Raw genomic sequence first — 20,133 nt, forward strand, 5'->3', positions numbered from 1 at the left:
GAATTGTTTCTACTTAACAGAAACTTGCGTACGAGAAACACTCTTGCCAGTAAAATGGCCTTTTTTAACTTTACTAAATTCAATGATGCCATCGATAGCAGCATGAATAGTAAAATTACGGCTGATGAACGTACCAGGACCAGCAACTTTTGTACTACCAGTTTGGCGTACGAGTACTTCGCCCGTACGAACCGTTTGACCACCAAAACGTTTGACACCTAGTCGTTGACCGGCGTTGTTGTGGATATTTTTAGCGGAACCGCCAGCTTTCACATGTGACATAGAGCAAACTCCTTATAGTTTCTAAAATCAATCTGTTCAATTGTAGCGAAATTACGACTATTCGTCAAGGGCTAGGCTGTATGTTTCTAGATCTTTGTTAAAACTAGCAGCTCACGTGCTACGATTTGATCATCACGGTAGTACAAGAGGTCAGATCGCTCTAAGCCAGCAAACTTAACATGTTCAAATCCATATTTTTCAACGGCCTGAGTTAACTGGAGATGAGTGAATCGTCCAGATTCATCACGCCATGCGGGGATAGCTATGCAGAGTGGAGTACCAGCCTGTAATTGAGTGGAAATATTAGCGAGAAAAGTACTCATGATATGCTGGCAATTCTTACGTACTTGATCGAGCTTTACCGGAGAGGGCGGTGCGCTAAATGGCTGCCCTAAATAACCTTCACAAATAACAGCATCTATAGGGCTATTCCAGGTAGCTGTCATCGCATCATCAATTTTTAAGGTAATAGTAGGATTCACTTGATGTGTTTCTTTCAGCCAATCAAGGTTAACTTCTGAATATTGAATCATTTTTTCTGATATATCAGTACCGTAGGTATCGTAGCCTATCAGGGCTGCTTCTTGTAAGACAACACCTGTTCCACAAAAAGGATCGAGGATTCGTGGACGTTTTGTAGTATCCGTTATATGAATTTTGGCGAGATTAATCATGATTTGAGCTAGTTTTGGCGGCAACATACCAACAAAGGCGTCACGCTTAGGTCGCATTTGATCACGACGAGTGTATGCTGTGATATTTTGCGCGCCAGTACTTTCGGCAATAATAATACGACCACCTCGCGAACGAACTACGAGCAGTTCGACTTTATTATTAGATAGCCCAAGTTTATTATGGTGTGAAGTTGCAGAATTTAATGCGAGGTCATTGTTAGGTATTAATCTAAGGCTAACACCTGATTTTTTTAGCTTTTGTTTAAGAATAATTCCTGTTTTTTGGATATCATATGGCGAAGTATCAAATCCGTAGGTACTAATACCGAGCGTGATTTTACCTTCAAACTGTGCCCAGATTCGTAGATACTCTTGTACAATTTTTGTGCTTGTTTTATGCCAGTCACCAGTAGGGAGTTCGGCAATCACTTTTCCTGCTTTAAGGGTGCCACCAAGTTTAGTGATATCAAAATCATCACTCAAGATGGTTGCTGATGTGTCAGAAAACCAACGAACATTGTCACTTTCGAAGTAACGTTCTAATTCGGCGACACCTATAACGGGCTGTCTGCCAAGGATCGCAATATACATATCACTTAGTATATAATACATATATGTCTTTTCGAGCATGGATGAGTATTTTTACCTTTTTATTGATTGCAGTAATTGTATTTTTTTCAAGGCACGAACTTTACAGAGCCTGGGAGCTACTAGGTCAAGTTAATATCTGGCTTCTTTTATTGCTTATACCTTTGCAAATCCTTTCATACTACGCAGTAGGTGAGATGGTGTTCTCGTATCTTCGTTCAAAAAAATCCATTGATCATATACCACCACTAACACTTGCTAGATTGTCTCTTGAAATGAATTTTGTAAATCATATTCTGCCAAGCGGTGGCGTTAGCGGCGTCTCATACATGAGCTGGCGCCTTGGAGGTTATGGTGTATCGGCTGGACGAGCCACGATGGCGCAGGGTGTTCGCTTTACTATGGGATTTGCTGCATATATTACGCTTCTTCTTTTGGCACTTCTAGCAGTAACTATCGACGGTAATATTAATCGATGGATTATTTTAGTGAGTGGTGCGCTAATCACATTTCTTGTTGGTACGATGGTCGGAGGAGTATTTCTTATTAGTAGTTCTGCGAGAATTACAAAGTTCGGCCAATGGCTAACGCGATCCATCAACACACTTGTTCGGAGGGTGAGTTTCGGTCGTGTTAAGAAACTATTAAAGGATGACAAAGTTCATAATTTTCTTCATGATATACATACCGATTTTGTTGAACTACGCCGTGAAAAAAGAATCTTACTGAAGCCCTTCTTGTGGGGTATTCTTATGAATATTACAGAAGTTGGGTTATTCATGGTGACGTTCTGGGCACTGGGTGAGAGTGTTAATCCAGCGCCAATTATGATTGCCTTCGGAGTGGCTACTTTTGCGGGTGTGTTCGTCGTAACCCCTGGTGGAGCAGGTGCATATGAGGCAATTATGGTGGGCTTTGTGACACTTGCTGGGGTGTCGGGTAGTGTTGCGATCGCTGGAATTGTTCTTACTCGTGTTATTTTGCTCTTTGGCACCATCGTTCTAGGATATGTGTTTTATCAACTTGCACTTTTAAAATATGGAAAAGGCAACAAACCCAACCTTCAGCGTTAGCGATTTCATTGCGCTAACTAATCAAACTCTCGAGTATTCGTACCCGACTGTTGAAGTCGAGGGTGAGGTGAGTAGCTTCAAAATTAATCAAGGTAAGTACGTTTTCTTCGACATTAAGGATGCTGGAGCAAGTGTTGGCTGTTTTATGACTGTATGGCAGTTACGTGTTCCGATCGAAGATGGTATGAAGGTAGTTGTCACTGCAACACCTAAATTAACGCAGTGGGGCAAGTTCAGTCTTACCGTTCGCATGGTTCGACCTAGTGGTGAAGGGGGTCTGAAAAAAAGTTTTGAAATCCTAAAAGAAAAACTTGACAAAGAAGGACTGTTTGCGGAAGATCGTAAACGTTCTTTACCGACAATTCCGACTCACGTTGCGGTAATTAGCTCAATTCAAGCAGCAGGATATGCAGATTTTATGAAAATTATCGATGATCGCTGGGGAGGTATTGTTATAGATGTTGCGCATGTACAGGTTCAAGGTACGAGCGCACCGGATCAAATTATCAAGGCACTTGCATACATAAATGCACAGGAAACTCCTCCTGAGGTCATTGTCATTATTCGAGGGGGAGGAAGTGCTGATGATCTCAGTGCATTTAATGACGAGCTCCTCGTGCGTGCAGTAGCCGCAAGTCGCGTCCCAACGTTAGTCGGCGTTGGTCATGAGATTGACACAAGCTTAGTAGATATGGTGGCTGACGTACGTGCGGCGACTCCGAGCAATGCGGCTCAGCTATTAGCTCCGGATCGCCATGAATATATCCGTCATGTTCAGCGGCGAGTGGTTGGGCTCCTTCCTCGTGTTGAACAGAGTATTCTAGGCCAACAAGATGCAGTACGGAAAGTAATAGGTTCGACTATTGATAAAATTGATTTGCGTATTAGTGATAGACTCACGCTTATAGCCGGTGTTCGCCGAGTTCTAGATGAACTTGATCCAAATCGCGTTCTTACTCGAGGCTACGCACTTATACGCGGTACCATAAAGATCGGCTCAATTATAGAAATTGAAAAGACAGATGCTATTATAAAAGCAGAGGTAAAACATGTCGACACGAAGTAAAACAATCCAGGAAAAGATGAGTGAGCTAGATCAATTAGTATCTTGGTTTGATGGAGATGCGTTTGAACTTGAAGGTGCTCTGGATCGATTTAAAAAGGCTGAGGCTCTAGCTGCAGATATTGAAAAAGATCTTCAATCTCTTAAGAATGATGTGAAAGTGATAAAACAAAAATTTGATAGTGAGACCTAATTCGTGATTTGGATATTTTGGGTAATTGCAATTCCAGTCCTACTATTTGGTTTCGTAGTTTTTCGAGGCGCACCGTACGTTCCAAGTAAGAAACGCGATGTTATATTAGCATTTACGCAACTATATCCACTTTCAAAAAAGGATCTAGTTGTTGATATTGGATCTGGCGATGGTATCGTACTGCGTGCTGCTGCAATGCTCGGTGCTCGTGCAGTCGGATATGAACTCAACCCTTTATTAGTGATGATTGCACGATTTCTGTCTCGTAATCAACCAGACGTACAGACAATACTAGCTGATTTTTGGCGAATCAAGTTACCACGCGAAACAACAGTTATCTATACATTTGGTGAATCGAGAGATATTAAAAAAATGGCTGCAAAAATTCAGAATGAGGCTACCAGGCTTCAGAAAACACTAGCATTTATTAGCTATGGTTTTGAAGTCCCCGGTCTCACTCTTAGCAATAAAACAAATGCTCATTTTTTATATCACATTACGCCTTTACAGCGACATGAACCATAAGTATAATGGCAACATGACGAGACATGAATATAAAAATGAAGACGGTGCTGTTAGCGGTTCACTAATTACAATTATTGGACTAGTTATCTTGGCTGCTGCATTTGGATCGCTCGCAATCTGGGCTTTTTTGAATTATAACGAACAAAAAACAAATGTTGATGGAAAAATTGCAGTCGCCCAAGCTGATGCAAAAAAAATGCAGGCTGATTCAGACGAAAAGAAGTTTGCTGAGCGTGACAAAGAACCAAATAGAACATTTGTTGGCCCAGAAGACTACGGTCGTCTATCATTTGATTATCCAAAAACCTGGAGTGTATACATAGCAAAAGATGTGACTCAGGGTGGTACGTACGAAGCATATCTAAATCCAGTAACGGTACCACCAGTCAGTTCAAAGCAACAGTATGGCATTCGAGTGCTTATTGAAGAAAAAAGTTCTGACTCAGTCATCAGTTCATACCAGGCATTGGTTAAGAAGGGTGATCTTCGTTCGAGCGCAACCAGCTCTGATGGTAATGACGGAACCCGCCTAGATGGTAGTTTTAGTCCCGACATTCGTGGAGCTGCTGTTATCTACAAGATACGAGATAAAACGGTTACGATTAGGACTGATGCCGATACATTTAAGCCAGATTTTGAAAATATTATTAAGACTATTAAGTTCAATACATAGCAACTTATCCCATGCTACACTATATGTAGGATGAATGGGGATGTCAGTGCAAAGAAATACGTGTCAATGGGGTTATCTTTGTATGATCTTCCATCGCTCGTAACTGCTGCCCATGAGCTAAAAGCGCCTCTTGCATTAATTCGTCAACTGGCACTTGAATTAGAAGCAGGTGAGCTGTCACGTGCTGATCAGAACCGGCTTTTCCAGCAAATGACATTGACGAGTGAACGAGCGCTACGTCTAACGACTGACTTAACAAAAGCACAGCGATTGCAGGACAGTTTATTTGAGGTCGAACCACTTAACCCACAACAATTATGTGAGGAAGTTGCACACGAACTAGCACCACTTTATGAAGCGATGGGTCGCTCGATATATGTTGTACCAAGAGTAAAGCCTCTTTTAGTCGTTGCCAATAGGGAATTACTGCGGAGAATTATGCTAAATTTTGGCGATAATGCGCTTCACTATGCGGTATCAGATGTACCAACTGAATTACGTGCTGTATCTTATAATATGGGTCAAAAGGTAAGAATTGGTGTTCGAGATTTTGGACCAGCACTTGCCCAGAACACTTGGAATCTAGTTCGGGATGAACTGGGCGTAGCAGCAAAAAGCATTCATGCGCGCCCCGCAAGTAGCGGGCTTGGACTATATATTGCAGCGCAGTTTGCAGAAGCAATGCATGGGTCGATTGGTGCGACAAGACATCGTGATGGTGCGACATTTTTTGTAACCATAGATGCTTCGACGCAGTTATCGTTATTATGATTACTCAAAAAAAAGTTCTAGTTGTCGAAGATGATGCTTGGCTTGGTGATCATCATGTTCGTATGCTTGAAAGTGCAGGGTATAAAGCCTGGACAGTACCGCACGCGCTAGCAGCAATTGATGATATAGATACCTACAGACCAGATATTCTTGTACTTGATATGCTATTAGTTGGTTCAACTGCCTTTGCATTACTGCACGAGGTGCGTTCGCACGTTGATATTGGAAATACCCCCGTTATTTTATGTACAAACGCTGCTGGAGAACTTGCAGGCGAAGATATGACTGCATATGGTATTAAAGCAGTTCTCGATAAGACGACTATGCAGCCGATCGATCTCATTCATGCTGTCGACAAGGTTCTGCTATGAGCACACAACGAACATCTGCTATAGTACTCCGACGAACAAACTATGGAGAGGCTGATAGAATTCTGCAATTATTAACTCCACTCGGTAAATTTAGTGTTATAGCTAAAGGCGTTCGTCGTGAGAAGTCACGGCTTGCTGGTGGCATCGAGCTATTTGCGATTAGCGATATCGTCATAACAAGTGGGAAGGGTGATCTTGGTATTCTTACGTCTGCCCGGCTAGATGATTTCTATCATCATATTTTAGAGGATTATGATCGTATGCAATTTGCATACGAGGTATTAAAGCAAGTAAACCGTGCAAGTGAAATGGTAAATGAACCAGAATGGTTTGATGTTCTTCTAGAGGTTCTTGCTGGACTTGATGCGATTACACTTGATCTGAGAATTGTACAGACATGGTTTTATCTTCGATACGCTGCATTACTCGGCCATGAGTTGAGTGTGTGGCGTGATGTTTCCGGAGATGAGCTACTTGCGAATGAAACATATCGATACGATGAAGGTGAGAAAGGATTTTTACAGTCGAAAAACGGTGATATTACCGAGGGTCATATTAAATATCTCCGACTTGTGAGCCAGAAACCACTCAAGATTATTGCACAGATTGGTGGGGTAGAACTAATCCTTCCGAGTTGTCTAGCTATTACTCGCCAGCACGCTGCTATCTACTAGTATCTGTTATAATAGTAGAATTATGGCATCACAAAAAAACGAAAAGATGGAAGCAATTGTTAGTTTAACGAAACGCAGAGGCTTTATTTACCAAGGTTCCGAAATCTACGGAGGATTATCGGGAACATGGGATTACGGTCCACTAGGTATCCAGTTAAAACGAAACATAGTAAATAATTGGTGGAAATTTTTTGTTGAAGATCGTGAAGATGTATATGGCATTGATGCTGCGATTCTTATGAATCAAAATGTCTGGAAAGCAAGTGGTCATGTTGGTGGATTTAATGATCCACTTGTAGAAGATTTAAAGACAAAAAAGCGCTACAGAGCTGATACGCTCCTAGAAGACAACAATGTTGAAGGCGTTACTTCAATGACATTTGGTCAAATGGATCAAACGATCAAAGATCAAGGTATTAAAAGTCCAGATGGTAATGAGCTTAGCGAAGTCCGTCAATTTAATATGATGCTTAAAACTCATGTTGGTGCGGTCGAAGACGACACCAGCGTAAGCTATCTCCGTCCAGAAACTGCCCAAGGAATGTTTGTGAACTTCAAGAATATCATTGATAGCTTTAGTCCAAATATTCCATTTGCGACAGCACAGGTTGGTAAGGCATTTCGTAATGAAATCAGCCCACGAGATTTTATTTTTCGTGTTCGTGAATTTGAACAGATGGAGATTGAAGTTTTTGCGCACCCCGATAACTGGCGGGAAGTCTATGATGAATGGTTGGCTTTGCAAATGAATTTTTTTGTTAACCTTGGATTACCAGAGGATAAGATTCACCACATTGAGGTGCCTGCTGAAGACCGAGCGCACTATAGCAAACATTCAATTGATACAGAATTTGATTTTGCAATTGGCCAAAAAGAACTTGGTGGTTGTGCATATCGAGGTGATCACGATCTTTCGGCACACATGCGTGCGTCCGGTAAGAATCTTGAATATCGCCCAAAAGATGGAAGCACTGCATATATTCCACATGTGATTGAACCTACTATTGGTCTAGACCGAACATTTCTCGCTGTCATTGATTCAAGCTATCGTGAAGACGAACAGAATGGTGAAAAACGCATATATTTAGCGCTACCAGAGCATCTTGCGCCAGTTAAATATTGCGTTTCGCCGCTTTTGAAAAATAAACCAGATTTAGTTGCCAAAGCTCGTGAAGTATATGTTGCATTAAAGAAAAAACATGGAGCAGTTATGTGGGATGACAATGGAAACATTGGTAAGAGGTACCGTCGTCAAGATGAGATAGGCACACCTTACTGTGTCGTTATAGATTTCGACTCACTCGAAAACGACACCGTTACAATTCGAAATAGAGACACAACAGAACAGACACGCATTAGCATACAAGACCTAACTAATCGATAAGTTTAAGTACAATTTATTGCGCTCGGCTTATGTCAGGCGCATAATAGGGTTATAAACAAAGAAGAGGTATATAAAATGAGAGCTATATGGAACAACACGACAATTGCCGATGCTGCAAAAGATGATTTAATTCGTATTGAAGGCAACTGGTACTTTCCAGCTGAAAGTATGAAAAAAGAATATTTTACGCCAAGTGATCACCATACGACATGTTTTTGGAAGGGCGAAGCTAGTTATTACGATGTTGTCGTAGACGGACAAACGAATGAGTTTGGAGCATGGTATTATCCAAAGCCAATGGATGGATCAATTGAAAAAGTAGGCAAGGACTTTACGAATTATGTGGCGTTTTGGAACGGTATTACCGTCACTGAGTAGTACTAGTAGGCTATACTTACATAATGACTATTTATTATACTGACGGTAGCGCCAGCCCAAATCCTGGCCCAGGTGGCTATTCGGTCATTTCTGACGGTAAGCCTGTTGCGCTTGGTAGTGAGCCAAGTGGTAAAGAAACAACAAATATTCGTATGGAAGGATATGCGATTATTGCGGCGTTAAAGCATGCAGCTGGATCGGAGTGTCAAATCTATACAGACAGTGAATTCTGGATAAATGTTATCACTAAATGGTCGCTAAGCTGGGAGGCGAATGGCTGGAAGAAGAAAGGTGGTGAGATCAAAAATCTTGATATTGTTCAAGAAGTTTGTCCACTTTTTCGACAGTCAAGAGCAACACTGATTTGGGTACGCGGTCATATGGGTGATGAAGGCAATGAGTTAGCTGACGAATGGGCAAATAAAGCAAGAAAAGGCTCAAGATTGTGAAAGCCGAGATTGAAGCTAAGTTTCTAGACATTAACCACGATGAGATACGTGAGAAACTAGAGAAATTAGGTGCGACATGTGAGCAGCCGATGCGTCTCATGAGGCGAGTCACAATTGACACACCTGATATGAAGAGTAAGGATGCTTTCCTTCGTGTTCGTGACGAAGGTCATAGGGTAACAATGACATATAAACAGTTTGATAGCTTATCTGTTGACGGTGCAAAGGAAATCGAAGTCATAGTAAGTGATTTTGATGCTACGATTCAGCTACTTACTGCCGCTGGACTACCGTATAGTTCATTCCAGGAATCAAAGCGTGAGACATGGCATTATGATGATGTAGAAATTGTACTTGATGAGTGGCCATGGCTAAAGACTTATATTGAAGTTGAATCACATAGCGAGCAGAAGCTACATGATATTGCGAGCAAGCTTGACCTCAATTGGAGTAGCGCCGTATTCGGTGATGTAATGGCTGCATATCGCGTAGAGTATCCACATCTTAGTGAAAAACAAACTGTTGGACGACTACCGATCGTAAAATTTGGTGATCCACTACCTAATTTACTGAAAAGTGATATACCACATGCGTGAAATCGAAATTAAAGCAAGAGTACTTGACCGGGCTTCACTACTTGATGTCCTAACTTCTAAATCGATTGATTTATCGGATCCGATTACTCAACACGACGAGGTTTATGGAGAGCCTGGTATCAACGGTGGAGATGAGAATTCAGCAGCATGGCTTCGTATCCGTACCGAAACGAAAAATGGCAATACAGTTCAAATCCTCACTTTAAAAAAATCTGTAACAAACCAGATGGATAGTATTGAACACGAAACGATAATAGGCAACAGTGATGAAATGAAAAAAATTATTCATCATTTAGGTTATGAACCGTATTCAGACATTACGAAAACAAGACAAAAAGCAATGATAGGCGGTATCGAGATCTGCGTTGACGAAGTAGCGCCATTAGGCGTATTCATTGAAGCGGAAAAGTTAACGGAGGAAGATGCTGACTATGAAATAGTTGCAAGGGAGTTATGGGAATTACTTGAAAGTTTTGGTATTACAAAAGATAGTCATGTGACAGATGGATATGACGTATTGATGCGTCGTCATGATGGACTTCAAGGCTAAGGCCCTAGCACTGCCCGCGACATAAAGCTATAATATCTTCTAGTCGTTACTAAAAAAGAAAGAAAACTTATATGGAACAAACACCCGAGCCAACTGATATTTTTCTATGGGCAAACAACACCGATGGTATAAAAAAAGAACTTGATGTTGAATTTTTCTTGTTTAACAAAAATTACACACCGTATACAGTCAGCTTCGCTAGCGAACTTAATGCTCAGATAAAACCACTATTTTTATATGAGCTAATCGGGCAAGTTATAATGGGCGCCGGAACAGGTCTATCTGTCCGTGACTTTGAGCTTTCCGATAATGAAGACAACGTTCTACTAAGAACTGATCTTGCTAAGGTTGGACGTGCTGAGACGTTGCTACACCTTATTGAGCATGAGCGCCATGATATTGTGGAATTTAGCGAACAAGAACATGAATTTAAGCGGATAAAGGGTATTGTTGCACGTTTCACGCATAAGGATACACCTAAAAAAGCGTTTTACGCGATCAAGCAAATTAATCAGTCTTCAATTCTAAAGGGTGCAACAGCATGGGAATTTCGTGAGGGTAAGTTCCAGACTTTTGCAGCAGATGCTGGTTTGAAAATTCCATCAGATAACCAGGTGCTTATTATAGATAAAGATATCTTTGCTTTTAATCAAAGTAAATTTGAACGTTTATTCAACTATGATTACAAAAAACAGGCAATTGCTGATCAGAAGGTTGTCGAAATCGAAAAGCAATTTAAACTTAGCTTTCCTGACGGGCTTGATTTACAGTCTTTGGTTCGCGAAAGAAGAAAAACAGTTACAAAATTACAGAAAATTGAAATCGGTGAAATAACTCAAGAGCAAGTTATCGAGTATGCCGATACTATGCAGCTTGAGCTAATGACCGACGATGCGGGTGCAATAATCATTATGGATGGTCGTGATTTAGATATGTTCGTTAATCTTATAAATGAAGATTACATTACAAGTGAAATTACTGGAAAACGTTACGAGATTAAAACAAAAAAACTCCTAGATGAGGCAGAAGGTGAACCACCAAGAAGTTAGCGTACATAACAAAAAGAACAACATTGTTCATGAGTATGTTAATTCATCTAGCGTATAATATAAAGTGATGAATCAGGGACTAGCACTTGAAATTATGCTGGCAGGTGAAAGCGTGCTATTAACTGGACCGGCGGGTGCTGGTAAGACTTTTGTATTAAACCAATTTATCCGTATTGCTAAAAATGAAGGCAAGCATATTTCTGTGACAGCAACGACAGGGCTCGCGGCAACGCATCTTGGTGGCACGACTATTCATAGCTGGGCTGGTATTGGGGTACTGGATGAATTACCATCACGTTTTGCAGATAATATCGCTAAAGGAAGACGCGAAATTATTGAAAAAACAGATGTTCTTATCATCGACGAAATTAGTATGCTTCACGACTACCGACTTGATATGGTTGACGAGGCGTGTCGTTTGGTGCGTAAAAAGCCAGATGTGCCATTTGGCGGTATTCAACTCATAATGAGTGGAGATTTTTTCCAGTTACCACCTATTAATCGAGGAGATACACGTGCCGGTGGATTTGTTGTCCACTCAAAAGTATGGGAAGAACTTGACCCTACAGTCTGCTATCTACAAGAACAGCATCGCCAGGACGACGAACAGCTCCTAGATATATTAAATGCACTTCGTGCCGGGGATATTCGCCGTCATCACGCAGAGCAGTTACTTGCCCGTGTAGACGAAGTTCCGCCAGCAGATATGATATTAACAGAACTACATACGGTTAATGTTGATGTCGATAGGCTTAATGAACGTAAACTTGATGAGTTATCTGGAGATGAATTATTTTACACACAAACAACAACGGGGAATGACAACTACGTTGAAAATCTACAGCGCTCGGTTTTGGCACCAGCGACGCTAAGACTCAAAAAAGGTGCACTTGTTATGTCTGTGAAAAATTCACTTGATAGAAAATATGCAAATGGAAGCTTAGGAACTGTTTCTGGGTTTGAACCGTCAACTGAATACCCGATAGTTGAATTCTATAATGGTCGAACTGTTACTATGCAGCCTGACACCTGGGAGCTTCGTGATGGAGATAAGAAGCGAGCTAGTATTTCTCAAATTCCTTTACGTCTAGCTTGGGCTATTACAGTTCATAAAAGTCAGGGAATGACACTCGACGCCGCTCGGATTGACCTTCGAAAAGCATTTGTCGAAGGTATGGGTTACGTTGCACTGAGCCGAGTAAAAAATTTGCGCAATCTTTATTTACATGGCATTAATAGGATCGCACTTCAGGTTAGTGAAGACGCTCAGTTAATAGATGGTAACTTACGTACACGGGCTACAAATGATAGTAAAAAATTTTCACATCTTTTAAAGAATATTGAAACCCGTTCAACTGAACCAGTGAAAGAAAAAAAATCAGCAAGTGGTTGGCAAGATAAAATTACAAAAATGCGTGAAACACACCCAAACGCGTATAAGCCATGGCTACCAGCTGACGATGCTACCTTAAAACAAGAATTTCAGAACGGTGCATCAGTTGATGATCTTAGTTTGCTTCTCGGTAGGCACCAAGGTTCAGTTACAATGCGACTTCAAAAACATTTTGGAGAAGATATTGTCGCAACGAGCTAGATTTACTTGAGTTTTATCTTTAAGAGTGTCATAGTACCAACATGTCGAGAAGAGTTGAGCCAGGTTCGGGGGAGTTCTATCTCACATTAGACTCAGATGAGTCGCTTGGTCATATTTTCATTAAAGAACTCATTGAACCAGCACGCGAGAAGGCTATGAGACGTAAGGGCTTTATAGTGATGTCTGCAACCGATAGTGGTGATATGACACGTCACACTTATACTTTTCATGATATGACAAATCTTCAGCTAAACGGAAAAGTCCATATTATCTCAAGAGAAATTGAAGCGCATAATGACCCAGTCCCAGATGTAGAGCTAAATTGTATTCGTGAACAGATGCTAGAGCTTGATACACCACCTAAAAATCGGCTATATAAGTATAGTAGCGACGAGATTACAGTCAACTCATTAGCATGTTGTGACGTACATTTTTTTATTGAAAGAGAGTATATTGCAGATCCTGTGAGTAGCGCATTCTATGTGCATACATCCTTTGGGTATGAAATTAATGGGGAGACTATTTTTATTGATTCACCTTTCGAAATTCACGATGTCGATAGTATGGAGCCAGAAAAAGCACATGAACTCGATCTTATAGATGAGTATATGAATTATACAATTGACGCTGCGCGCCTTAAGGAAGTGAGCGAGGCTCTCTTAGTGATGGGACTATGTAGCATTGAGGATATTGCGCGTTTTAAGTCCCGCTTAGCGTAATTTATTTTTTAGTTCAGCCACTTTTAATGTACCATCCGTTACGATAGTGACGCCAAATGTTTGCCCACGAAATTCGAGAGGTTCACCAGCGGTAATTGTCTCCAATCGTTTTATGAGCCCCTTATTTTTTAATGAATTCACAACAAAATCTCGTTCTTTGTCAGTTTCATCGTCTATCTGATGCGTAACCTGGAGGTTTTGAATACGAAATGCGATCGACCGACTATCATATGTTGCCGCACCAATCCAAATTTCTTGTTGTCTTTTTGTAAATATACTGAGAATTTTATTCCAAAAGGTGGTATGACCATACTTATCTGGAGAGTCTTTAGTTTGAAGTTGCCAGAAGCGGATATGGTGGCGGTGACGCGGTGAGGGTTGTTCTCCTGATTCAATCTGAAATCCGATATCATGAGCACGACCAAATAAGTACAGATTAGTAAATGGTGCAGTAGCGTATGATTTACGAAGGATCATTGAAAGAATCGTTCGAAACGTTGAACTAAGAGTTGCCTTATCTGCAACTGACCAGCCTGCTTTATGCATATTTTTTATTAGTTGATTCTTACTTTTACAAACAATAGCAATATTAACAGGATCACTAGACCAGCCATCTCCAGTCGTCGCGTATACGGGTAAGCGAGATGGCTTAAAGACAGAACGCCAGATACGTACCAGCACGGGAATACCGACATATGCAAGCCATAAATATAAGACGATAAGTACTATTAAGAATGGAAGATGATTATCAAGATAGGGGTATAGAAGAAAAAAAGTCACATACGCAAGGATTATTACCAGTCCACCGACTAAAAGCCGCCAGAGGGTATGAAGGACTGTTAAGTGCATAACTTTATTTTACAGTAAAATCTGTCGTATAATGGAATAGTATGCAGAAAAAACCAGTGCTCCAGTTTCCTAAGAAATTTCTTTGGGGAGCAGCCATCGCAGCCCATCAAGTTGAGGGCAACACACACAATCAATGGACGGTGTGGGAACTTGAAAATGCAAAATCTTTAGCAGCCAAATCACAGTATCAATTCGAAGATATGGAAAATTGGCAAGAGATTAAAAAAGAAGCAAAAAATCCAGATAATTATGTATCCGGTGATGCAACAGACCACTATAATTTATATCCACATGATTTTGATCTTTTAAAAACAATGAACATGAACAGTTTTCGATTTAGTGTCGAGTGGTCACGTATCGAACCCGAAGAAGGCGTCTGGAGTGCAGAGGCAATCAATCACTATAAACAATATGTAGAACTTATGAAAAAGCAGGGTATTGAACCTGTCGTGACACTATTTCATTTCACACTTCCTGTTTGGTTTGCGGAGAAGGGTGGGTTTGAGAAAAAATCTAATGTGACCTATTTTACGCGCTTTGCTGAGAAAATCGTTAGTGAATTAGGGCTTGATATTCGTTTTATCATTACACTCAATGAACCCGAGGTATATGCATACGAAAGTTATATGGCTGGTACATGGCCACCGAATGTAATGAGCAAATGGAAACTTTGGCGCGTATTGAAAAATCTAGCATACGCACATCAACAGACTGCGAAGGTTATTCACGGTATCAACCGTCGTTATAAAGTTTCGATCGCCAAAAACTCTCAGTATTTTTATGCAGGTGATACCGCATGGCTAAGTCGATTTTCAGCTGCCATTATGCAATATGTGCAAGACGACTATTTTCTAAAAAAGGTTACTAAGAGCTGCGATTTTCTTGGCGTAAATTTCTACGGTAGTAGCAGAGTTTATGGGTATCGTATCCACAATCCAGAAGTTCGATTGAGTGATCTTGGCTGGGACTTAAGTCCAGTAGATATTCAACATGCACTGGAGCGATTAGACGAAAAGTATCATTTACCGATTATCATAACTGAAAATGGCCTAGCTGATGCTGATGATAGTAGACGGCAATGGTGGATTAGCCAGACACTTATTGGAATACAAAGAGCATTAGATAATGGAGTAAGACTTGATGGTTATATGCACTGGAGTTTGCTTGATAATTTTGAATGGGCACATGGTAAATGGCCACGCTTTGGTCTGGTAAAAGTCGACTATGATACCAAGCAGCGTACTCTTCGCCCAAGTGCTCTATGGTATGGTAAAGTTATAAAACATTTACGGAGTACAAAATAAATGAATGAACCATTTGCCCCAACAGAATTAAAGATTGCTGTGATTGGTGGTGGAACAGGTAGTTTTACCTTGCTGTCATCATTAAAAGAGCACACCTCTCAAATTGCTGCACTTGTAAATATGGCAGATGATGGCGGTAGCACAGGTACGCTTCGTGACGAACTCGGCGTCTTGCCACCGGGAGATGTACGACAATGCCTAGTCGCACTTTCTGGTTCAACCGAAATACGCGATCTTTTTAATTATCGTTTCGAAGAAGGTAGCCTTCAGGGGCATGCATTCGGAAATCTATTTCTTACGGCACTTGAAAAAATGACGGGTGATTTCGTAAAAGGTATTGAAACAGCCAGTACCGTACTTAATATCACTGGAACTGTTGAGCCAATTACACTGACTAATGTTAAATTGGTCATGCGTGACGATGAAGGCCATGAAACATACGGTGAGTTTGAAATTGCTAATAAAGATTTTAAGGGCGGAAGACCTGAATTCCGCCTAGAACCAGCTGCAACGGCTAGTCCACGTGCTCTTAGGGCTATCGAATCAGCCGACATGGTTGTTATAGCACCGGGGAATCTGTATGGGAGCCTTGCACCTGCACTAATAGTTCCTGGTGTTGGAGAAGCTCTCGCAATGTCAAAAGCTGTCAAAGTTTATGTATGTAATCTCGTAACCAAACCAGGCCAGACAGACAATTATGATGTATGTGATTTTGCCGATGAGATCGAAAGATTAGCTGGCGCATCTTTTCTAGATGCTGTTATTTATAATACTGAGGCACCATCTGATGATCTTTTGAAAAAATACGCTAGAGAAGGTGAGCTAAGCGTAACTTTTGATGAAGATAAACTTGCAAATGCTCACTACCTTGCAGTGGGCGCCAATCTTTTGTCGAGTACAATCTGGGAAAATAGTAACTCTTCAGACCCAATCGCAAGTACTCGCACACTTATTCGTCACGACTCCCAGGCCATTGCACGTGCACTAGTTGATTTATATCGTTTTACTCAACCCGAGACTAACGGCATAACTCGTGCTGCGCATTAAATCACAAAAAGTCATTGAGATTTTTTTCGTACTAGACTTTGACCGTACGCTTGGTAATACAGATTTACTTTTTGATATTTTTCAATCGGTCACAGAAACAAACACGAGCTTTAGTGTCAACCAGTTAGCTGCAGGACGAAGAGAGGTTGAAAGCAAGGGAGAATCATTCGATGTAATAGACTATGTTAAGTCAGAGCTATCATCAGATAATAAATCCTCCGTTTGGCATGGTATTGAAGGATTATTTATCAAAAGTTCCAATCAAGCTGATTGTATGATGCCAGGAGCTCAAGAACTTCTTGCGATTCTAGATGAAACACATAAAAGTTACGGTATTCTTACGTATGGTGGCGAGCAGTGGCAGACGCTTAAGATAAAAGCCACCGGACTAACATATGTACCAATGTTAGTAACGGATAGTTATGCAAAAGGAAAACTAATAAGTACATGGCGACAACCGGATGGTACGTTTCAGATTCCTGACAGTTTATCAAAAGGTCAAGGTTTGATTGCTAAGAAGATAGTGCTCATAGATGACAAAAAGCAAAACTTTGATCACTTGCCAGCAAATTGTACAGGTTTTTATATAGTAGGTAAGACTACATATACTGATAATAAGTTTTCTAAACCACCGAAGGGTGTCATCGAGGTGGAGAATTTACTTGAAGTGATCTCGCTATTAGATCATGATATTGACAAAGCATAACTAGTATGCTAACATAAATATATTATGACAAAAACAACAAAAACCACAACAAAAAAGCAAATTAAAGAATCAGTAGATAACAGTGTAGATATTCAGGCAATCGATCGCCAGACAAATCGTGATATGTTTGTTGCAGCATTCATCGTATCTGTTGCAGTAAATGTTTTCATCCTAGCACTTTGGGTTGCTTTGAATACTACCAATAGTGAGGCAACAACTCTCAGTGTCATTCTTGGACGCTAGAAACTAACAAACCATAGTCAAAAACACTACTTCAAAATGGAAGTAGTGTTTTTTTGTATCTGATAGATAATTATTTATCCACATTTCTGTGGAAAAGTGTCAACTACTGTATTTAAAATTACTCATTTGGGGCTTGTCGTGGGTAACTGTGGGTATTATAGTAAAGTAAGTGGAAACAAGTGGGTAACACCACAAACATAAACAAACACACCACTAATTAAAAAATAACCTAACAAACAAAGCCTGGAAAGGCGAACAATGGCAACAGTAGATTATTTTCAAAGAAAGCTCGATGATAAGCGTCGGTTGACGATACCAACAGAGCTTCGAAATGAATTTGCTAGCGGCGTTGTCGTAACCAGAGGCTTTGGCCAGTATCTTCACTTGTACCCTCAGAATGTTTGGGACAGGGAAGTTGAACCAGCACTTAGTGGAAGCATTCTCGATGAGAGAGTAGCAGATCTAAATGTCAGGTTTCGTCGTGGCAAGATTGACGCAGCACTTGACCTTAAACAGGGCCGAGTGACAATCGAGCAGCACCTGCTTGATTATGCCGGTATCGACCACGAGCTGGAAGCAGTCCGCGCAGGCGCATATTGGCGCATTATTCCGCCGGGCGCTGATGTATAGGTAAAAATCCCGCACTTTAACAATTTGATTAGATTAGTAAAGAATACTCTCGAGATCAACTATCTGGTAATTCATTGTTGTGGATAACTGTTGTGACCACATAAAAAAATAGCAAAGTACCTAAATTAAAACACAACACCTCCCAAAAAACTCCACCTCACACATAAGTCTCTCAACCATCTTGTGATAGGGCATGAGTTGCAAAACAACCCCCTAATTACCACAACATGGACACTTATATTACAAAAACAAACACACTACGCGAAAACAAAAATACAATGAATTGCCAGTTAGGTGATCTCGAGTAAGAAAATGGTATAATACCAAAAGCTTATGAGTATCAAAGAACATCCACCACAAGACATACATGTTCCGGTTTTACTAGAAGCGACAGTTGACACGCTACGTCCCATTCAAGGCGAGAATTATCTCGATTTGACGGCGGGATACGGTGGTCACGCAAGGCGCTTCTTAGATATAACCGAAAACTATAACGATTCTATTTTGGTTGATCGCGACGATTATGCAATAGCAAAACTTGTCGAGTTCGAACAAAAAGGGGTCCGCTTACTGCATACCGATTTTGTTGACGCTGCTCGCAGTCTGATTCAAGAAGGAAAACAGTTTAGCATTGTACTCGTTGATTTGGGGGTGTCATCACCACAGCTCGATCAGAGTGACCGAGGGTTTTCTTTTATACACAGTGGTCCACTTGACATGCGTATGGACCGTCGCCAGAAATTATCAGCTTCAACGCTGGTAAATAAAGCATCAAAAAACGAACTAACGCTTATCATCACCAAATATGGTGAAGAACCAATTGGATTTGCTTCGAGAACTGCAGCAGCAATTATCAAAGCAAGACCTTTAGAGACAACCCAAGAGCTCGCTGATCTAATCAAATTAAACTATCGTGGCAAATGGAAAAAAACCCATCCAGCCACGCGTACTTTTCAAGCTCTCCGTATCGCGGTGAATCAGGAGCTTCTCCAGATTGAAGAACTATTACCACTATTACCAAAATTGTTAAAACAAGGCGGTAGGATAGGGATAATAAGTTTTCACAGTCTTGAAGATCGGTTAGTCAAACTCTATCTGAAAGAACAGTTTGAAGCCGGTTATGAAGCAACTCTGCAGCCACTTACCAAGAAGCCGCTTGACGGAGCCACTTACGATGTTCACAATCCGCGATCACGCAGCAGCAAGCTACGTGCCGCAGTGAAAAAATAAAACAAACATAGAAAGGGCACTATATAAATGCCAGTTCACATCCAAGTACAAAACGCATCAGTCGAAACAAAAGTGACTGTACGTTTTAAATAACCACAATTTGGTATACCCACTGTCATGGTGGGTATACCGCCAAAATAAAAACATAAAAACGAAAACACACACCAATGTCTTATCAACGTACACAAAATTTTAGCTCTCGTCGTACTCAAAATTGGAGTCGTAATCAAAACACAACTCGATTTGTTTCAAGCGTGAAACTTGGCCCCGTGACACATACAGTGCTAGTCGCACTTATGATTACAGTGCTTGGTTTGATATACTTAACACAGGCGACTCGAGCAACAGGATATGACTACGAAGCACAGAAAATTGATAGTCAGATCGCTACCTTAAAAGAGAAAAAAGCAGATCTTGAAGTTGAAAATGCTCGTCTTACCGCGCTTGATACTGTCTCTAATAGCACTGTCGCAAAGGAAATGACCACACCGCAAAAGACCGATTACGTTCGTGAATAG

26 protein-coding genes are annotated in these 20,133 nt (G+C 40.8%); 23 read left to right on the forward strand and 3 right to left on the reverse strand.

Features of this window, described 5'->3' with window-relative positions:
* Positions 1 to 9: 9 nt before the first annotated feature.
* Both ABIS22_04130 and ABIS22_04135 read right to left on the reverse strand, forming a co-directional pair.
* The gene (locus ABIS22_04130; protein MEO7741072.1) at positions 10 to 282 is read right to left on the reverse strand and encodes a 50S ribosomal protein L27; all 273 of its coding nucleotides are present in this window, start codon (positions 280 to 282) and stop codon (positions 10 to 12) included.
* An 86-nt stretch (positions 283 to 368) separates the two neighbouring features.
* Entirely contained in the window at positions 369 to 1,547 is a 1,179-nt protein-coding gene (locus tag ABIS22_04135) for a methyltransferase domain-containing protein (GenBank protein ID MEO7741073.1), read from the reverse strand.
* Positions 1,548 to 1,570: 23 nt separating this feature from the next.
* On the opposite strand from ABIS22_04135, the gene ABIS22_04140 reads away from it, so the two are divergent.
* The 16 genes from ABIS22_04140 to ABIS22_04215 all read left to right on the forward strand — a co-directional run bounded on the left by ABIS22_04140 (position 1,571) and on the right by ABIS22_04215 (position 13,606).
* Entirely contained in the window at positions 1,571 to 2,617 is a 1,047-nt protein-coding gene (locus ABIS22_04140) for a lysylphosphatidylglycerol synthase transmembrane domain-containing protein (GenBank protein ID MEO7741074.1), read from the forward strand.
* The gene (gene xseA / locus ABIS22_04145; GenBank protein ID MEO7741075.1) at positions 2,583 to 3,683 is read left to right on the forward strand and encodes an exodeoxyribonuclease VII large subunit; all 1,101 of its coding nucleotides are present in this window, start codon (positions 2,583 to 2,585) and stop codon (positions 3,681 to 3,683) included. Before ABIS22_04140 ends, xseA begins: the two co-directional genes overlap by 35 nt.
* Positions 3,667 to 3,873 (forward strand): hypothetical protein, encoded by a 207-nt coding sequence (locus tag ABIS22_04150; protein ID MEO7741076.1) that lies wholly within the window; start codon positions 3,667 to 3,669, stop codon positions 3,871 to 3,873. Before xseA ends, ABIS22_04150 begins: the two co-directional genes overlap by 17 nt.
* A 3-nt stretch (positions 3,874 to 3,876) precedes the next feature.
* Positions 3,877 to 4,398: a class I SAM-dependent methyltransferase gene (locus tag ABIS22_04155; protein MEO7741077.1), complete on the forward strand. Its 522-nt coding sequence runs from the start codon at positions 3,877 to 3,879 to the stop codon at positions 4,396 to 4,398.
* A 13-nt stretch (positions 4,399 to 4,411) separates the two neighbouring features.
* Positions 4,412 to 5,071, forward strand: coding sequence for a hypothetical protein (locus ABIS22_04160; protein MEO7741078.1), 660 nt, complete (start codon positions 4,412 to 4,414; stop codon positions 5,069 to 5,071).
* A 30-nt stretch (positions 5,072 to 5,101) separates the two neighbouring features.
* Positions 5,102 to 5,842 (forward strand): HAMP domain-containing sensor histidine kinase, encoded by a 741-nt coding sequence (locus ABIS22_04165; protein ID MEO7741079.1) that lies wholly within the window; start codon positions 5,102 to 5,104, stop codon positions 5,840 to 5,842.
* Positions 5,839 to 6,213 (forward strand): response regulator, encoded by a 375-nt coding sequence (locus ABIS22_04170; protein MEO7741080.1) that lies wholly within the window; start codon positions 5,839 to 5,841, stop codon positions 6,211 to 6,213. The genes ABIS22_04165 and ABIS22_04170 overlap by 4 nt, the downstream gene beginning before the upstream one ends.
* Positions 6,210 to 6,887, forward strand: coding sequence for a DNA repair protein RecO (gene recO, locus ABIS22_04175; GenBank protein ID MEO7741081.1), 678 nt, complete (start codon positions 6,210 to 6,212; stop codon positions 6,885 to 6,887). The genes ABIS22_04170 and recO overlap by 4 nt, the downstream gene beginning before the upstream one ends.
* A gap of 22 nt (positions 6,888 to 6,909) precedes the next feature.
* Complete coding sequence (locus tag ABIS22_04180) at positions 6,910 to 8,271, forward strand: glycine--tRNA ligase (GenBank protein ID MEO7741082.1); 1,362 nt, start codon at positions 6,910 to 6,912, stop codon at positions 8,269 to 8,271.
* A 75-nt stretch (positions 8,272 to 8,346) separates the two neighbouring features.
* Complete coding sequence (locus ABIS22_04185) at positions 8,347 to 8,649, forward strand: DUF427 domain-containing protein (GenBank protein MEO7741083.1); 303 nt, start codon at positions 8,347 to 8,349, stop codon at positions 8,647 to 8,649.
* Positions 8,650 to 8,672: 23 nt separating this feature from the next.
* Complete coding sequence (locus tag ABIS22_04190) at positions 8,673 to 9,098, forward strand: ribonuclease H (protein ID MEO7741084.1); 426 nt, start codon at positions 8,673 to 8,675, stop codon at positions 9,096 to 9,098.
* A complete protein-coding gene (locus ABIS22_04195) occupies positions 9,095 to 9,694 on the forward strand; it encodes a class IV adenylate cyclase (GenBank protein MEO7741085.1) in 600 nt (199 codons plus the stop codon). Before ABIS22_04190 ends, ABIS22_04195 begins: the two co-directional genes overlap by 4 nt.
* Complete coding sequence (gene cyaB / locus ABIS22_04200; protein ID MEO7741086.1) at positions 9,687 to 10,244, forward strand: class IV adenylate cyclase; 558 nt, start codon at positions 9,687 to 9,689, stop codon at positions 10,242 to 10,244. The genes ABIS22_04195 and cyaB overlap by 8 nt, the downstream gene beginning before the upstream one ends.
* A 71-nt stretch (positions 10,245 to 10,315) precedes the next feature.
* Positions 10,316 to 11,293, forward strand: a complete 978-nt coding sequence (locus tag ABIS22_04205) for a Kiwa anti-phage protein KwaB-like domain-containing protein (protein MEO7741087.1) — start codon at positions 10,316 to 10,318, stop codon at positions 11,291 to 11,293.
* Between the two features lie 67 nt (positions 11,294 to 11,360).
* Positions 11,361 to 12,887: a PIF1 family ATP-dependent DNA helicase gene (locus tag ABIS22_04210; GenBank protein MEO7741088.1), complete on the forward strand. Its 1,527-nt coding sequence runs from the start codon at positions 11,361 to 11,363 to the stop codon at positions 12,885 to 12,887.
* A gap of 41 nt (positions 12,888 to 12,928) precedes the next feature.
* The gene (locus tag ABIS22_04215; protein ID MEO7741089.1) at positions 12,929 to 13,606 is read left to right on the forward strand and encodes a hypothetical protein; all 678 of its coding nucleotides are present in this window, start codon (positions 12,929 to 12,931) and stop codon (positions 13,604 to 13,606) included.
* On the opposite strand, the gene ABIS22_04220 is transcribed toward ABIS22_04215, so the two are convergent.
* Positions 13,598 to 14,455 carry an LssY C-terminal domain-containing protein gene (locus ABIS22_04220; protein ID MEO7741090.1) on the reverse strand — a complete coding sequence of 286 codons (858 nt, stop codon included), beginning with the start codon at positions 14,453 to 14,455 and terminating at the stop codon, positions 13,598 to 13,600. The genes ABIS22_04215 and ABIS22_04220 overlap by 9 nt on opposite strands.
* A gap of 41 nt (positions 14,456 to 14,496) precedes the next feature.
* Here ABIS22_04220 and ABIS22_04225 point away from each other — a divergent pair, with 41 nt between their 5' ends.
* The 7 genes from ABIS22_04225 to ABIS22_04255 all read left to right on the forward strand — a co-directional run bounded on the left by ABIS22_04225 (position 14,497) and on the right by ABIS22_04255 (position 20,133).
* Positions 14,497 to 15,759, forward strand: coding sequence for a family 1 glycosylhydrolase (locus ABIS22_04225; GenBank protein MEO7741091.1), 1,263 nt, complete (start codon positions 14,497 to 14,499; stop codon positions 15,757 to 15,759).
* Entirely contained in the window at positions 15,760 to 16,806 is a 1,047-nt protein-coding gene (locus tag ABIS22_04230) for a gluconeogenesis factor YvcK family protein (protein MEO7741092.1), read from the forward strand. It begins immediately after the preceding gene.
* A complete protein-coding gene (locus ABIS22_04235) occupies positions 16,793 to 17,512 on the forward strand; it encodes a hypothetical protein (protein MEO7741093.1) in 720 nt (239 codons plus the stop codon). The genes ABIS22_04230 and ABIS22_04235 overlap by 14 nt, the downstream gene beginning before the upstream one ends.
* A gap of 24 nt (positions 17,513 to 17,536) precedes the next feature.
* A complete protein-coding gene (locus ABIS22_04240; protein ID MEO7741094.1) occupies positions 17,537 to 17,755 on the forward strand; it encodes a hypothetical protein in 219 nt (72 codons plus the stop codon).
* Positions 17,756 to 18,013: 258 nt separating this feature from the next.
* On the forward strand, positions 18,014 to 18,385 hold the full coding sequence (locus ABIS22_04245; protein MEO7741095.1) for a hypothetical protein: 372 nt from the start codon (positions 18,014 to 18,016) through the stop codon (positions 18,383 to 18,385).
* Positions 18,386 to 18,718: 333 nt separating this feature from the next.
* Positions 18,719 to 19,615: a 16S rRNA (cytosine(1402)-N(4))-methyltransferase RsmH gene (gene rsmH, locus ABIS22_04250; protein MEO7741096.1), complete on the forward strand. Its 897-nt coding sequence runs from the start codon at positions 18,719 to 18,721 to the stop codon at positions 19,613 to 19,615.
* Between the two features lie 167 nt (positions 19,616 to 19,782).
* Positions 19,783 to 20,133, forward strand: coding sequence for a hypothetical protein (locus tag ABIS22_04255; protein MEO7741097.1), 351 nt, complete (start codon positions 19,783 to 19,785; stop codon positions 20,131 to 20,133).

The organism is Candidatus Saccharimonadales bacterium, from assembly GCA_039928925.1.
In the GTDB taxonomy this organism is placed as follows: Bacteria; Patescibacteriota; Saccharimonadia; order Saccharimonadales; family Saccharimonadaceae; genus UBA6022.

Bases quoted from the DNA above. Each gene is read 5' to 3' on its own strand.
- ABIS22_04245 (MEO7741095.1), top strand. From the start codon at position 18,014: ATGGCAACAGTAGATTATTTTCAAAGAAAGCTCGATGATAAGCGTCGG.
- ABIS22_04140 (MEO7741074.1), top strand. From the start codon at position 1,571: ATGTCTTTTCGAGCATGGATGAGTATTTTTACCTTTTTATTGATTGCA.
- ABIS22_04185 (MEO7741083.1), top strand. From the start codon at position 8,347: ATGAGAGCTATATGGAACAACACGACAATTGCCGATGCTGCAAAAGAT.
- ABIS22_04180 (MEO7741082.1), top strand. From the start codon at position 6,910: ATGGCATCACAAAAAAACGAAAAGATGGAAGCAATTGTTAGTTTAACG.
- ABIS22_04255 (MEO7741097.1), top strand. From the start codon at position 19,783: ATGTCTTATCAACGTACACAAAATTTTAGCTCTCGTCGTACTCAAAAT.
- ABIS22_04230 (MEO7741092.1), top strand. From the start codon at position 15,760: ATGAATGAACCATTTGCCCCAACAGAATTAAAGATTGCTGTGATTGGT.
- ABIS22_04160 (MEO7741078.1), top strand. From the start codon at position 4,412: ATGACGAGACATGAATATAAAAATGAAGACGGTGCTGTTAGCGGTTCA.
- ABIS22_04225 (MEO7741091.1), top strand. From the start codon at position 14,497: ATGCAGAAAAAACCAGTGCTCCAGTTTCCTAAGAAATTTCTTTGGGGA.
- ABIS22_04150 (MEO7741076.1), top strand. From the start codon at position 3,667: ATGTCGACACGAAGTAAAACAATCCAGGAAAAGATGAGTGAGCTAGAT.
- recO (MEO7741081.1), top strand. From the start codon at position 6,210: ATGAGCACACAACGAACATCTGCTATAGTACTCCGACGAACAAACTAT.
- ABIS22_04170 (MEO7741080.1), top strand. From the start codon at position 5,839: ATGATTACTCAAAAAAAAGTTCTAGTTGTCGAAGATGATGCTTGGCTT.
- ABIS22_04165 (MEO7741079.1), top strand. From the start codon at position 5,102: ATGAATGGGGATGTCAGTGCAAAGAAATACGTGTCAATGGGGTTATCT.
- ABIS22_04240 (MEO7741094.1), top strand. From the start codon at position 17,537: ATGACAAAAACAACAAAAACCACAACAAAAAAGCAAATTAAAGAATCA.
- ABIS22_04190 (MEO7741084.1), top strand. From the start codon at position 8,673: ATGACTATTTATTATACTGACGGTAGCGCCAGCCCAAATCCTGGCCCA.
- ABIS22_04135 (MEO7741073.1), bottom strand. From the start codon at position 1,547: ATGTATATTGCGATCCTTGGCAGACAGCCCGTTATAGGTGTCGCCGAA.
- rsmH (MEO7741096.1), top strand. From the start codon at position 18,719: ATGAGTATCAAAGAACATCCACCACAAGACATACATGTTCCGGTTTTA.
- xseA (MEO7741075.1), top strand. From the start codon at position 2,583: ATGGAAAAGGCAACAAACCCAACCTTCAGCGTTAGCGATTTCATTGCG.
- ABIS22_04220 (MEO7741090.1), bottom strand. From the start codon at position 14,455: ATGCACTTAACAGTCCTTCATACCCTCTGGCGGCTTTTAGTCGGTGGA.
- ABIS22_04215 (MEO7741089.1), top strand. From the start codon at position 12,929: ATGTCGAGAAGAGTTGAGCCAGGTTCGGGGGAGTTCTATCTCACATTA.
- ABIS22_04205 (MEO7741087.1), top strand. From the start codon at position 10,316: ATGGAACAAACACCCGAGCCAACTGATATTTTTCTATGGGCAAACAAC.
- ABIS22_04210 (MEO7741088.1), top strand. From the start codon at position 11,361: ATGAATCAGGGACTAGCACTTGAAATTATGCTGGCAGGTGAAAGCGTG.
- ABIS22_04130 (MEO7741072.1), bottom strand. From the start codon at position 282: ATGTCACATGTGAAAGCTGGCGGTTCCGCTAAAAATATCCACAACAAC.
- cyaB (MEO7741086.1), top strand. From the start codon at position 9,687: ATGCGTGAAATCGAAATTAAAGCAAGAGTACTTGACCGGGCTTCACTA.